A 13,533-nucleotide genomic window follows, 5' to 3' on the forward strand; every position below is an offset into this window, starting at 1 on the left:
ATAATTATTCAAGACAAATTTATTTTTTTAAAAGATTATAATATTAAATACATGTTAGAAATTAAAACCAAAACATTTCAAGAATTAACAACTACAGAGTTGTATAATTTATTACAATTAAGAAGTGAAGTTTTTGTTGTAGAACAGGATTGTGTTTACCAAGATATTGATGGAAAAGATCAAAAAGCGCTACATGTAATAGGTTATAAAAATAATAATATAGTTGCTTACACACGTATTTTTAAACCAGGAGATTATTTTAAAGAATCTAGTATTGGTAGAGTAGTAGTTGCTGAAAATGAAAGAGAATATAAATACGGTTATAATATTATGGAAGCTTCAATTGAAGCTGTAAAAAACCATTATAATGTTTCAGAAATAAAAATCTCTGCACAATGTTATCTTAAACGTTTTTATAATAAACTTAAATTTACTGAAGTAGGAGAGGAGTACTTAGAAGATGGTATTCCGCATATTGGCATGATATATAAAAATTAATTAACCTTACCAACATAGGTAACAAGAATTTCTACTCTTCTATCTAATTTTGGAGCTCCACCAAGCGGAAATTTTCTTCGCATACCAACGTATTTCATTCGTTTTTTATCTACGCCTTTTTTTGCTAAATAATCATAAATAAATCGAGCTCTTGCAACAGATAAATTTCGTTTCTTCGTTTTTTTATCTACAGCATCTCTACTGTTTTGTGTACAACACACATGACCTTGAATGGTAAAATAAATATTTTTATTTTCAACCATAATTTTAGCAAGTTCTTCGAGAGTTTTTTTAGAATCTGATGTTATATAGCTATAGCTTGTTTTAAAGTATATTTTATCTAAACGAATTTTATCACCTTTTTTAATTGTACCTTTTTTTATATCGTCTGTTGTTTTTTCTTTTTTAACGTCCTCATCTACAACACTTACTTCTTCTTCAACTTGTTTTTTTGGAGACTTTTTGGTAACTATAACTTCAACTTTTCTATTTAAACCACGTATTTTATGTACTTCCTCTTCATTTAAAACCTTTAAAAGTATTTCTCCTTTTCCATTAACATTTGTAATTAAATATAGATCAATGCCATAACCAGAAAACATATCTTTAATAGTATTTGCTCGGTTTTGTGAAAGCTCTAAATTATATTCGTTTGTACCTCTATCATCTGTAAAACCGTAAATAGCTACTTTTTCTACAGGAATAGTATCTAGAGAAGAGATAAATAACAATAACCTATTTTCTTCTGTTAAAGGCACAACATATTCATCTGTATCAAAATAGACATCATGAGAAAATTCTTGTTGAGAATTTCCTAATAATGAGATAAAGAAAAAAAGTGTAATCAAATATTTCATTCTAATAGATAGTATAATAATATGCTAGTTTAAGTAACGTTTGTATTTTGTTGGGTTTGCTAGTATTTCGGTTGCTTTTTTAATTTCATTATTATGAAGCTTGTAATACTTGTATAAACCTTCTCTATATACATAACGTTTAATAATTTCGTCGCTTAATAAATTCATGAGTTGAGATTTATTATCGTCTAAAGCTTTTAATTTTGAATTATTTAAATTTTGAATTAGCGCATTATAATCACGCTGAATATCATCGTCTAAATTCTCTGTTTTAGCAATTTCTAAAGCTTTATTTAGAGATTTTTCTGTCTTGGTTTCAAAAGAAAAATCTGTTGATTTAAGGAATTCTTTAAATTCTTTAAAGTCTGAATCCTTTAATTTCCAATCATTAATATTGGTAATGTTTATGTTATTGTAATAATACTTTGTTGCAAAATCAAAAACACCTTGATTACTTAAAATTGCTTTTGTAATTGCAGAATTTTTTGAATATTCTAATTCCTCGTCCGGAAAAACACCACCACCATCAAACACTTTCCTTCCGTTTTTAGTTTTAAAGACATTATAGTCTTTTTGCTTAATTCTTACAGCGTTTCCTTTTTCGTCTTTATTCCAATAGTCTAAAGCTTGAATACATCTTCCAGATGGTGTATAATAACGTGAAATTGTAACTTTTAACTGTGTACCATATGTTAGTTCTTTTGGACGCTGTACTAAGCCTTTACCAAAGCTTCTTGAACCAACAACAACACCTCTATCTAAGTCCTGTATACTACCAGATACAATTTCGCTTGCAGAGGCACTACTACCATTAATTAGTACAATAAGTGGAACCTTTGTATCTACTGGATCTCTTTTGGTGTAAAATGTTCTATTGTATTTTTTAACTTTAGATTTTGTTGTAACCACTAGTTGGCCCTTTGGTACAAATAAGTTTACTACATTAACCGCTTCGGTTAGCAGCCCTCCTGGATTTCCACGTAAATCTAAAATAATACCTTTAGCACCTTTAGCTTTTAGGTCTTTTAATGCATAACCCGTTTGTTGTGATGTTTTTTCGTTAAATTTTGTAAGTACAATATAACCAGTTGTACCGTCAATCATAGAGAAATGAGGTACAGCATCTATTTCAATTTCACTACGTTTTACAGTTGTTTTTGCTGTCTTACCTTGTCTAACGTAGGTTATTTCTGCAGATGAGTTAGGTGCTCCTTTAAGTAGGTTTCCAGCATCATCTTTATAATTAGCTACAATTTGGCCATTAATTTCTATAATTTCGTCTCCTGCTTTTAATCCAGCTCTATCTGCTGGATAACCTTTGTATGGCTCTATAATTAATAGTTTTTCTTTTAAAATTCTTACTTGAGCTCCAACACCTGTATAATCTCCAGTTCTTTTAATTCTTTCTGCTTCAACGTCTTGTTCATTATAAAACTTTGTATACGGATCAAGTTCATTTAACATGTTTTTAATAGCATTATCCATTAAATCACCAGGATTAGTTTCGTCTACATAATTCATATTCAACTCTTTAAAAAGGGTTGTAAATATTTCAATCTGTTTAGCAATTTCAAAAAAATCGTTATTAAAAGTCTTAAAGGCAGAACCAGTAATTAGTATTATTAGTGCTAAAATAGGGACTAACACTTTTTGTTTTAGTAATTTTTTCATTGTTCTAGCTATTAGAAATTGAGTCTGTAAATTTAGATAGTAGCTTTATTGTTTTGGTATTTACTATTTCAAAATCAGGCATATCTTTACTAAGATATAAAATCATTAACACGTAATCGTTAACTTCATTATTAATTAACAAAGATTTATTTAATCTGTAGGCTTCTCTTAGTAAGCGTTTTATACGAATTCTATCTACAGCAAGTTTAAAATTTCGTTTACTTACAGATACACCAACCTTTAAAGAGTCGTCATGTTTTAAATATACTAACCGCAAAGGATATGCCGAAACCGATTTTCCTTCAATAAATAATTGCTCGATGGTTTTTTGGCTCTTTAGTTTTTCGTGTTTGTTGTAGGTGAGTTTCATTATACAAACTATTACTAGGGCTTTAATATATTATTAAAGCTAATATACAACATCACTTATAAATATAATATTTGGAAAACAAAAAACCTCATCCTTGGATGAGGTTTTAAGCTTAAACTTATAATGTCTTATTTTTTATTATTTGCTTTATCAATATCAGCCATTAAGTTTTTAGCATCAATTTCTACACTTTTAACAGCTTTTTTAGCATCAAAAGAATAGGTTGGGTAAGCCCAAGCCCAATCTTTAATAATAGTTGCAGTAGTTGGTTTTTCTCCACGCATCATTTGTAGAGGAATATACAAACTTTCTGTAGAACCATCGGTATAAACAACCTCAAGGTCTATTGGCATTGGCATTTCGCCTATACGCATTAAGACAACTGTCTTTCCTTCAATACTTTTTACGCCATAGTCTATTGTGTTTGTAGTCATGGTCCAGTCTGTTAAATACCATTCTAGTTCTAAGCCAGAAACTTTTTCTGCTACACGAATAAAGTTGTTTGGTGTTGGGTGTTTAAAAGCCCAGTCTGTAAAATATTGTTTTAGTGTTTTCTTTAAATTGTCTTCACCAATTACATAACCTAATTGAGATAAGAATACAGAACCTTTGTTATAGGCCGAAATGCTATAGGCAGTATTTGTAGTATATCTATCTGCATGAGTAGTTTGCGGTCTTTCTAAACCTGCTGTTGTGGCTAAATAATTATAACCTCTGTAAGCTCCTGCTGCAGGATTATCACTGTTCTTATTGTTAATCTCATCCATAGCATGATCGCTAATATAACTAGTGAAACCTTCGTCCATCCATTCGTGTTTTGCTTCATTTGTTGCTAATAAAAACTGAAACCATGTATGTGCTAATTCGTGAGCAGTAACTCCTATTAAGCTTCCAAAATTACGTTTACCAGTAATTAGAGTACACATTGCATATTCCATTCCACCATCACCACCTTGAATAACAGAGTATTGATCGTAAGGATATTTACCAACATTTTCGCTAAAATATTGCATCATTTCAACTGTTTTAGGCTGTAGGTCTTTCCAGTGTTTAAGATTTTCTGCAGGTAAGTTGTTTTTATAATAAAAGTGAAGCATTGGACCATTAGGTACTTGCATACTATCGTGAATATAATCTGGGTCTGCAGCCCAAGTAAAATCATGTACATTAGGAGCTTTAAAATGAAGCGTCTTTTTATTTCCGTTTATTACTGGATTAGGTTGAAGATATCCAGTACCTCCTACAACATAATTTTTATCTATAGTTAATTTTAAATCAAAATCTCCCCAAACACCATGAAATTCTCTAGCAATATATGGGTAGGCGTGCCAACCCTCAAAATCATATTCAGATAATTTTGGATACCACTGCGTCATAGATAATGCTACACCTTCTGCATTATTTCTACCAGAACGACGAATTTGTAAAGGAACTTGAGCATTAAAAACCATATCGAAAGCTACACTCTCACCTGGTTGTATTGCTTTGTTTAGGGTAACCTCTAAAACAGTTCCAACTGTTTCATGCTTTACAAAACTTCTATTTTGTTTAAGAGATGTTACGTTAATATACCCTATTTCGTTAGGCTTTAAAGTGCTTATTTTACTAACTTTTTCGCCACCAGAGCTGGTCATCATTCTACCATCTGGATCTTCTATAGACTGCAATCTTGCATCCATTTGGCTTCCTGGTTGAAACGCATTAAAGAATAAGTGATAAAACACCTTGTTTAATACATCTGGAGAGTTATTGGTATAGATTAAGGTCTGCTTTCCTTGATATTGGTAGTTATTAACATCTATATCAATTTCCATTTTATAATCCACATGTTGTTGCCAATATGCAGAACTAGAAATATTAGAGTATGTATTACTACTTTGAGTTGTTGTTGTTGTTGTCGAAGCGCTTTTTGATGAGCCACAACCCAATAAAAACAATGAAGCTGTAAGGCTAAAAAGAAGAACTTTATTCATTTTAATTTATTTAAATAAAAAAAGCCTCAGTATTAATTACTGAGGCTTTTTTTAGATTATTAGTTATTTAGATAATTGAGATGCCATAATTAACGCATTGTATGCATTAACCATTTTACCAGATTTTGTTAGTGAACTAAAATCCCTAACATCATCTGCATTTCCACCAACAACAACTTTAGTATTGATAGCTAAACCAGAGTCCATAACAACTTGCTTTACTTGAGCAGCTGTTAATTTTGGGTATTGAGACCAAACTAAGGCAGCAACACCAGCTACAGCAGGTGAAGCCATAGATGTTCCTCCAATAGATTTATATTCATTTTCTGGGAATGTAGAGTATATTTGTGCACCTGGAGCAAAAACATCTACGTTTTGTTTTCCATAGTTAGAAAAACCAGCAACCATATTTGTACCGTATTTAGGTGCTAAAGCTCCAACACGAATATAAGTATTACCAACTTCTACATAATTTACGTTATCGTCTGGGAAGTTTGGCTCTGTATCTACATCTTTACCATCGTTTCCTGCTGCATGAACAAAAATTACACCATTATCACTTGCATACTTAATTGCGTCTCTAACCCATTCTGGATGTGGAGAAAAGCTTTTACCAAAACTTCCATTAATTACTTTTGCACCATTATCTACAGCGTATCTAATTGCTTTTGCAACATCTTTATCGTACTCATCTCCGTTTGGTACAGCACGAATACTCATAATTTCTACGTTATTTGCAACACCATTTGCTCCTAAACCATTATTACGCTCTGCAGCAATAATTCCTGCAACGTGTGTTCCATGGCTTTCAGATTTTTTTACTGGCATTACGTTTCCATTTCCGTAACCTGGTTTATCGTTCCAATCATTAGGGTTGTCCCCTGTTGTTCTTCCTTTAAAATCTTTGTTTAAGCTGTAAGCCACTTGATCTCCATAATAATCAACACCACCTTTAACTTGATCAATTACTTCAGGTAATGACTTTGCTCCTCTAGAAAACATGCTAGTTGCAGCTTGTACAGCTCCTTTTAATTCTTCGTCTTCAGTAGTTATTGCTGCGACTTCTTTTGCTGTATAATCTTCTTTTTTAAAGTGTGCAGTTAATTTTTTGTGTGCGCCATCAACCATATTAAAAATTCCATCATACTGTTGCTTTCCTGCAAGCGCAGCATTATAATCGGCATCGTATTTTGCTTTCGCTTTTGCATATCTTGGAGCGCTTGTATCTCCACTGGCTATTAAACGAATATATTCTAATTGCTCATCGTGTCCATCGCCTAAAAAGTTCCAACCATGAATATCATCTACGTAGCCATTTTTATCATCATCAATTCCGTTGCCAGCAATTTCTTTTTTGTTAGTCCAAAGCACACCATCTAAATCTTCGTGAGAAATATCAATTCCAGAATCTATTACTGCAACAATTATTTTTTGGCCTTTTTTACCCTTAATAATTTCGCTGTAAGCTTTATCTACACTCATTCCAGGAATAGTGTCCTTTGCAAGGTCTAAATGTCCCCAATTATAAGCTTGAGCATCTGTAAGACCTGCTTCTTTAAGAGGTGATGTATCTATGTTTTCTAAAGGTGTAGTTAAAATTGGAGCTCCACCACCACAGCTTGATAAAATAGCTGCTGAAAATACTGAAAACAAAAGTGTTTTATTTATTAATTTCATGTTACAAATGTTTAGTTATTATATTAAAGGTTAAAAATATCATTGCTTGAAAAAGTGTCTTTTAATCTTACTCCTTTTTCGGTATGTTGCACAGTAATTATCTCATTATATGCATCGTGTTCCAAAAATAAGTAATAATTATTATTTGCTGCTAAATTTAAGAATTTTTCTTTCTCGTCTAAAGTTAATAAGGGTCTAGTATCGTAACCCATTACAAAAGGAATAGGAAGGTGGCCAACGGTTGGTAATAAGTCTGCCATAAAGCAAATGGTTTTACCATTGTAATTAATCATTGGTATCATTTGTTTTTCTGTATGACCATTAGCAAAAAAAATATCAAATCCCAAATTAGAATTTTTTAATATATGGTTATTTGGTACTTGTGTAAATTTTAAATGACCACTATCTTGTATTGGTATAATATTTTCTTTTAAAAATGATGCCACTTCACGAGGATTGGGTTTTGTTGCCCATTCCCAATGCTTCTGGTTACTCCAAAAATATGCATTTTTAAAAGCTGGTTCTAAAAGCGTTCTGTCTTTGTTATATTGTATAGATCCACCACAATGATCAAAGTGTAGATGCGTCATAAAAACATCTGTAATATCGTCTCTATGAAAACTATATTTTGCTAATGATTTATCGATAGTGTTGTCTCCCCAAAGGTGATAATAACTGTAAAACTTTTCACTTTGTTTATTACCCATTCCAGTATCTATTAAAATAAGACGGTTTTCGTCTTCTATTAATAAACAACGTGCAGCACAGTCTATCATGTTATTGCCGTCTGCAGGATTTGTTCTTGTCCATAGAGATTTTGGAACCACTCCAAACATGGCACCTCCATCTAGCTTAAAATTTCCTGCGTTTATTGGGTATAAATTCATAGTTACAAATTATAAAAAACTAAGGAATTGTTACTAATTGTCATGTTTTTATTAAGAAACAACCTGTTGTAAGCGCTTACCAAAATCGTAAAGTGCTTTAATCTCTTTTATACTTGCTAGTCTTTCGCGACCAAAAACAAGCAAATCATAACCATTAGACTCTACATGATAGTATGGATTACTCTCGAAAAAATGAGTGATTTCATCTGTAAAAAACTTCTGAATAGCCTTTGTATCTTCACCAAGTAAATAAAATCTATTTGAGAAATCTGTATGGTTTTCAATAGGAATGTCTTTAAAGCCAGCAAAAGCATAAACTTTTTCTAAAAAGCCTTCTCGATCTAAAGTAAATTTGGGTATGCTTTTATCTAATTTAATATAGAGCATTGTAGAACGTATAACTTCTTTGGCAATAAATTCACCTTCAGTAAACTCAATATCGAAGGTATTAAGTACCTCATTTTTGTTTGCTAATTGATTGTATATGTAATTAATTTTTTTTGTTTTAAAAAAATGAAAATCATCTAAAAAGCTGGTTTCTCTAACTTTTTTAGAACTATAATTTAATTGATAATCCTGAGCCAAATCTTCTATTGTTTTTTGTCTTCTTGTTAAGCTGTTTTTAATAAGGTTTGGCACTGGTAATAAACGACGCAATGCAAAGGGATGTTTAGAGTCTGTGTCGTGTAAGTCTAGACCTAGAACCTCAAAATGCCCCCCCCTTTTAGTAAACAACTCTTGGTAGTTATTTAAGTTTTCCATAACCGTATGATCTACAAACTTGCAAAGTGAAAAATCTACAATAACATCTTCGTTTTCTGGTATTGCATCTATTTTTGATTTCAGTTTATAGAAATTTAAAAAACTACAAAAATGCTTTACGCTTATATAATAGTTTCGATCTTCTTGAAACATTAATACATTTGGTTTTAATAGGTTTCTACCAAAAAGACCAAAGCTTTTATTAATTATTATATGAATTATAAAAGTGACAAAAACACCAGAAGCAATACCAGAAATTAAGCCGACTTTTAAGGTAATAAAGAGTGTCACAAAAAATATAATAAGTTGTTCTTTTCCAATTTTAAAAATCTTTCTAATGTTTTCTGGAGACGCTAATTTATAACCCGTATATACTAAAATAGCCATTAAAGCTGGTAATGGAATACGTTGTAATTGAGAGCTAAAAAGCACAATAAAAATAACTAAAAATGCTGCATGAAAAAAGTTTGAAGACCTATTGCTAGCTCCATTATTTACGTTTACAGAACTTCTAGCAATAACGGTTACTACGTTTAGTCCTCCTAAAAAACCACTACCAACTGTTGCTAAACCTAGGGCTTTTAGGTCTCTATTTACATTGCTTCTGCGTTTTTCTGGATCAAGTTTATCTACAGCTTTTATGCTTAGTAGTGATTCTATACTAGCAATTAATGTTAAGGCTAATACACTTGTCCAGAAAGGGATTGTGCCAATTTTACTAAAATCTACGGTTGGAAGTTGTGCGATAATTTCTGAGAATTCAGGTATTCCAGAAACCATATACTCAAGAGCGATTGGGTTGTTTTCGTGTGCAACGAATTCAAAATAATAACTAAATGCGATTGATAATATTACAATCCACATTGGAGCAGGAATTAATTGTAAGTATTTATTTCTAATTTTTGAATAAAAGATCATGATTAGAAAACTTAAAACACCAGCTATTGCAGCATATATAAGTCCCGTATTATCATAGTGAACAGCATCATTAATAGTGTAAGGGATTTCTATAAGGTAATCTATAGTTTCTTCTTTTTTTATACGATGCGCAAGCATAATATGAAACTGTTTACCAAGGATAATAAGTCCAATAGCAGCAAGCATACCTTGAATGGCAGAGGAAGGGAAAAAATCAGCTAATTTTCCTAAGCGTAAAAAACCAAGAATTAATAAAATAACGCCAGAGCAAACTATTGCTGCATAAGCGCTTTCTAATCCTAATGTTGCAATAGCAACTAAAAGCACACCAACCAATCCATTTCCTGGTCCTGCAATTGTAACATTACTTCCTCCTAGAATCGATACTAATACACCACCAACTACTGCAGCAATTACTCCAGCAATTGGAGGAGCTTCACTAGCCATTGACAAGCCTAAACCTAAGGGTAAAGCAATAAGACTTACCACAAAACCATAAAAAATATTTTTTGGTAATGCTTTCAAGAATGTTTTTATGTTATTCTTTTTTTTGCTCATTGAATAATTAAAACATCTGTTGGTAATTCGGTTAAAATATGTTCAATATCGTGAGGAAACAACCTATCCCAAAAAGTCATCTTTGTTGGCGCATTCATAACTAACAAATCGGCTCTTGCAATTTGTGCATAATGCCCAATAGAATAGCCCTGAGTCCCAAAAATAGGTTGAGATTTTATAGTTATATTTTGAGTATAATCCTTTGGGATATCTTCAATAATATGATTTATTCTTGAGCGTTCACGGTTTCGTAAACGTTCCTTAACAATTTGTGCTTTTCTTAAAGATTTATCATCATCTACATTAACGTGAATTTCGTTTTGTTTTATTTCTTCGACAATGGTTAGTTTTTCAGCCTCCAGCTTTAAACCAATATAAAAAGCGGTTGTTATAGTTTGTTCTGTTTTAGGGTGTTCTAGACCATTAACTACAATGTGTTGACAAGGAAGCCTATCTATCGAAGGATTAATAAGTAATAATAAAGAACAATTTGCTTTTCTGGTAATTTTTCTAGCAATAGAGCCAATGTAATATTTAAAAAGTTTTTCTCTTTTAGCAGCACCAATAATTAATAAATCTATTTTTTTTTCTTCTGAAGCGCTTAAAATTACCTCAACTGGATCACCAGGTTTAAAGAGAACATCATAATTTAAATTATCTTTTTCGAATGCGCTAAGAATACTTTTTAAGGTGTCTGTTTTTTCGTTTGAAGTTTTCCCAACATGAATAATAACTAATTTACAATCAAAAAATAATGCCAAACGCGAAGCCTCATAAAGGTTTGCCTTTAAGTTTGGAGAAAAGGCAATACCTATACCTATGGTTTTGAATGGTTTTGGAATCACGGATAATTAATTTCGAAAAAAGTGAAGATAGTATTTTTTTAACTTATGTTGCAAGTCTCTAAGAATTGTTAATAGCTTGTAAATTTTGATTTATTTATATTTAACTTTATCATTTTAAAACAACAAAGACAATATGTTAGAATTAGCCGGAATAATTATACTAGGTATACTTGCACAATGGGTGGCTTGGAAATTTAAAATTCCAGCTATTTTGCCCTTAATACTAATAGGTCTTTTAGTAGGACCTATTGCTGCCGAATTTTTAAGTGAAGATGGCACTAAATGGATAGAACCTGTTTGGAATGGAGAAAAAGGACTCTTTCCAGGGGATAGTCTTTATTACTTTGTTTCTCTTGCAATTAGTATTATTCTTTTTGAAGGAGGATTAACTTTAAAACGTTCCGAAATAAAAAATGTAGGTCCAGTTATTACCAAGTTAATAACCTTAGGGTCTGCAGTTACTTTTTTTGGAGCTGGAGTTTTAGCGCATTATATTTTTAATTTAAGTTGGGATTTATCGTTTTTATTTGCAGGTTTAATAATAGTTACAGGTCCTACTGTAATTACACCAATTTTAAGAAACATTCCTCTTAAAAAAGATATTTCAACGATTCTTAAATGGGAAGGTATTTTAATAGATCCAATAGGAGCATTAGTTGCTGTATTGGTTTTCGAGTTTATTAGTGTAGGTGGAGATAGTGGTTTTACTAAAACAGCATTGTTAGAGTTTGGTAAAATTGTACTTTTTGGTACTACTTTTGGCTTCACATTCGCACATGCTTTAGCCTTTGCTATTAATAAAAAATTAATACCACATTATTTATTAAATGTTGTAGCGCTTTCTACAGTGCTTCTTGTTTTTGTAGAATCAGAGATTTTTGCTCACGAATCTGGATTACTAGCAGTAGTTGTTATGGGAATGGTTTTAGGAAACGGGAAGTTAGAAAACTTAAAAGAACTCTTATATTTTAAAGAATCGTTAAGCGTATTATTAATTTCTATTCTATTTATATTGCTTGCAGCAAACATTAATATTGAAGATTTAATGTTATTGTACACCTGGAAAACAGCATTGCTTTTTTCCATTGTTGTATTTGTAATTAGGCCACTTGCAGTGTTTTTAAGCACACATGGATCTAAACTAAAACTTAACGAAAAACTTTTTATAAGCTGGGTTGGACCTCGAGGTATTGTGGCAGCAGGAATTGCTTCACTTTTTGGTAGTAAGCTTTTAAAACAAGGCGTTGAAGGTGCAGAATATATTACCCCTTTGGTGTTTATGATTGTTTTAGGAACAGTATTATTAAACGCTACAACAGCGAGGTTTTTTGCGAAAATAGTTGGTGTTTTTTTAACAAAATCAGATGGTATTTTAATAGTTGGTGCTTCTAAAATTTCTAGACTTATAGGTCATTATTTAGAGTCTAATGGTAGACACGTGGTTTTAATAGACAGTAATCAAACCAATATTGATAAAGCCAAAGAATTAGGGCTTGAGGCTATTAACACCAATATTTATTCAGACACTTTAATGGACAACATAGAGTTAAATGATGTTGGTTATTTAATGGCTTTAACCGGAAGCAATGATATTAATAAATATGCCATTAATAAGTTTAGCAGTCAATTTGGAGAAAACGGTTCTTTTAGGTTGGTTAGTGTAGATGAAATGCGAGATAGTAACAATAACCCAAAAGAAGGTTTGTTTTCTCATACAGATGATTACTCTACACTTAGTAATGTTGTAAAAAAGTTTCCTAGCATTCAAGAAATTGAACTTAAAGACAAGGCGCATTATGAGAATTTAATTGAACTCTCTGATAACGATAAGGATATTATTCCTTTGTTTATTAAAAATGAAGCTTACGAAATAAAAATAATATCATCTTACAGTAAAGAGATTGAAGATATTGGTGAAAAATGGAAATTAGTTTACCTAGGAAAACCATTTGATGTGGAAAAAGTGGTTATTGAAGAAGATTAATAAATGAGTACTAAGCTTCAAGACATACTTAATAACAAAGCAAAAACCAACAACCGCATAGACTATTCTAAATATCAAGTTGATGAGGTTACAGAAACTATTGCAGATGCACTTTTTTTCCTGTTTATATTGGCAAAGTCTTATTAACAAACCTTATAGTTTTTTGGGTGTTGCTAACGCTTTTTTTGCTTGTTTTTTATAGACAACACGACTTTAAGTGTATTATACTGGATTATAGCCTTTTTAACTTCTATTCCATCTATAATATTGTTTTCTATTGTAAGGCTCTTTAGCACAATTAAAAATGACATTGATAAAGTATTTAAAAGAACCTTAGAAACCTCTAAACACGTTTACTAAGATGCAGGCTTAACGAGAAGAAAGTTTACCACTAAAATCTACATTTTCAGATGTTTTTAGAGGAGTTGCTATTTATGTTATTAGACCTTCTTTAAAGAAAGCACTACAAAAGCGCATTAAGTTTTTTGCTTTTCCTCTAACATTTTTAATAGACCTAATTTTTAAAAAAACAA

At 31.3% G+C, this 13,533-nt stretch carries 12 protein-coding genes; 3 read left to right on the forward strand and 9 right to left on the reverse strand.

Features of this window, described 5'->3' with window-relative positions; genetic code table 11:
• Positions 1 to 51 precede the first annotated feature (51 nt).
• Positions 52 to 498 (forward strand): GNAT family N-acetyltransferase, encoded by a 447-nt coding sequence (locus tag QNK89_RS03200; protein ID WP_340169521.1) that lies wholly within the window; start codon positions 52 to 54, stop codon positions 496 to 498.
• Here QNK89_RS03200 and QNK89_RS03205 read toward each other — a convergent pair.
• The 8 genes from QNK89_RS03205 to QNK89_RS03240 all read right to left on the reverse strand — a co-directional run bounded on the left by QNK89_RS03205 (position 495) and on the right by QNK89_RS03240 (position 11,016).
• Positions 495 to 1,355 carry an OmpA family protein gene (locus tag QNK89_RS03205; protein WP_340169522.1) on the reverse strand — a complete coding sequence of 287 codons (861 nt, stop codon included), beginning with the start codon at positions 1,353 to 1,355 and terminating at the stop codon, positions 495 to 497. The two genes, QNK89_RS03200 and QNK89_RS03205, sit on opposite strands and share 4 nt — an antisense overlap.
• A gap of 24 nt (positions 1,356 to 1,379) precedes the next feature.
• Positions 1,380 to 3,026, reverse strand: coding sequence for a S41 family peptidase (locus QNK89_RS03210; protein WP_340169523.1), 1,647 nt, complete (start codon positions 3,024 to 3,026; stop codon positions 1,380 to 1,382).
• A gap of 4 nt (positions 3,027 to 3,030) precedes the next feature.
• Positions 3,031 to 3,396 (reverse strand): ribonuclease P protein component, encoded by a 366-nt coding sequence (gene rnpA, locus QNK89_RS03215; protein WP_340169524.1) that lies wholly within the window; start codon positions 3,394 to 3,396, stop codon positions 3,031 to 3,033.
• Between the two features lie 128 nt (positions 3,397 to 3,524).
• On the reverse strand, positions 3,525 to 5,369 hold the full coding sequence (locus QNK89_RS03220; RefSeq protein ID WP_340169525.1) for a M1 family metallopeptidase: 1,845 nt from the start codon (positions 5,367 to 5,369) through the stop codon (positions 3,525 to 3,527).
• A 63-nt stretch (positions 5,370 to 5,432) separates the two neighbouring features.
• On the reverse strand, positions 5,433 to 7,046 hold the full coding sequence (locus QNK89_RS03225; RefSeq protein WP_340169526.1) for a S8 family peptidase: 1,614 nt from the start codon (positions 7,044 to 7,046) through the stop codon (positions 5,433 to 5,435).
• 23 nt (positions 7,047 to 7,069) lie between these two features.
• Positions 7,070 to 7,933 carry an MBL fold metallo-hydrolase gene (locus tag QNK89_RS03230; protein WP_340169527.1) on the reverse strand — a complete coding sequence of 288 codons (864 nt, stop codon included), beginning with the start codon at positions 7,931 to 7,933 and terminating at the stop codon, positions 7,070 to 7,072.
• Between the two features lie 51 nt (positions 7,934 to 7,984).
• The gene (locus QNK89_RS03235) at positions 7,985 to 10,171 is read right to left on the reverse strand and encodes a SulP family inorganic anion transporter (RefSeq protein ID WP_340169528.1); all 2,187 of its coding nucleotides are present in this window, start codon (positions 10,169 to 10,171) and stop codon (positions 7,985 to 7,987) included.
• On the reverse strand, positions 10,168 to 11,016 hold the full coding sequence (locus tag QNK89_RS03240) for a universal stress protein (protein ID WP_340169529.1): 849 nt from the start codon (positions 11,014 to 11,016) through the stop codon (positions 10,168 to 10,170). The genes QNK89_RS03235 and QNK89_RS03240 overlap by 4 nt, the downstream gene beginning before the upstream one ends.
• A 133-nt stretch (positions 11,017 to 11,149) precedes the next feature.
• On the opposite strand from QNK89_RS03240, the gene QNK89_RS03245 reads away from it, so the two are divergent.
• Entirely contained in the window at positions 11,150 to 13,000 is a 1,851-nt protein-coding gene (locus tag QNK89_RS03245) for a sodium:proton antiporter (protein ID WP_340169530.1), read from the forward strand.
• 3 nt (positions 13,001 to 13,003) lie between these two features.
• Positions 13,004 to 13,147 (forward strand): hypothetical protein, encoded by a 144-nt coding sequence (locus QNK89_RS03250; RefSeq protein ID WP_340169531.1) that lies wholly within the window; start codon positions 13,004 to 13,006, stop codon positions 13,145 to 13,147.
• Positions 13,148 to 13,173: 26 nt separating this feature from the next.
• Here the strand turns inward: QNK89_RS03250 and QNK89_RS03255 are convergent, their stop codons facing one another.
• Positions 13,174 to 13,311, reverse strand: coding sequence for a hypothetical protein (locus QNK89_RS03255; protein WP_340169532.1), 138 nt, complete (start codon positions 13,309 to 13,311; stop codon positions 13,174 to 13,176).
• Positions 13,312 to 13,533 lie beyond the last annotated feature (222 nt).

It is taken from the genome of Lacinutrix sp. (assembly GCF_037625555.1).
Lineage (GTDB): Bacteria > Bacteroidota > Bacteroidia > Flavobacteriales > Flavobacteriaceae > Lacinutrix.

What these genes read in the sequence shown, in the direction of transcription:
- QNK89_RS03200 (WP_340169521.1), top strand. Translation starts at nt 52, where the DNA reads ATGTTAGAAATTAAAACCAAAACATTTCAAGAATTAACAACTACAGAG.
- QNK89_RS03205 (WP_340169522.1), bottom strand. Translation starts at nt 1,355, where the DNA reads ATGAAATATTTGATTACACTTTTTTTCTTTATCTCATTATTAGGAAAT.
- QNK89_RS03210 (WP_340169523.1), bottom strand. Translation starts at nt 3,026, where the DNA reads ATGAAAAAATTACTAAAACAAAAAGTGTTAGTCCCTATTTTAGCACTA.
- rnpA (WP_340169524.1), bottom strand. Translation starts at nt 3,396, where the DNA reads ATGAAACTCACCTACAACAAACACGAAAAACTAAAGAGCCAAAAAACC.
- QNK89_RS03220 (WP_340169525.1), bottom strand. Translation starts at nt 5,369, where the DNA reads ATGAATAAAGTTCTTCTTTTTAGCCTTACAGCTTCATTGTTTTTATTG.
- QNK89_RS03225 (WP_340169526.1), bottom strand. Translation starts at nt 7,046, where the DNA reads ATGAAATTAATAAATAAAACACTTTTGTTTTCAGTATTTTCAGCAGCT.
- QNK89_RS03230 (WP_340169527.1), bottom strand. Translation starts at nt 7,933, where the DNA reads ATGAATTTATACCCAATAAACGCAGGAAATTTTAAGCTAGATGGAGGT.
- QNK89_RS03235 (WP_340169528.1), bottom strand. Translation starts at nt 10,171, where the DNA reads ATGAGCAAAAAAAAGAATAACATAAAAACATTCTTGAAAGCATTACCA.
- QNK89_RS03245 (WP_340169530.1), top strand. Translation starts at nt 11,150, where the DNA reads ATGTTAGAATTAGCCGGAATAATTATACTAGGTATACTTGCACAATGG.
- QNK89_RS03250 (WP_340169531.1), top strand. Translation starts at nt 13,004, where the DNA reads ATGAGTACTAAGCTTCAAGACATACTTAATAACAAAGCAAAAACCAAC.
- QNK89_RS03255 (WP_340169532.1), bottom strand. Translation starts at nt 13,311, where the DNA reads ATGTCATTTTTAATTGTGCTAAAGAGCCTTACAATAGAAAACAATATT.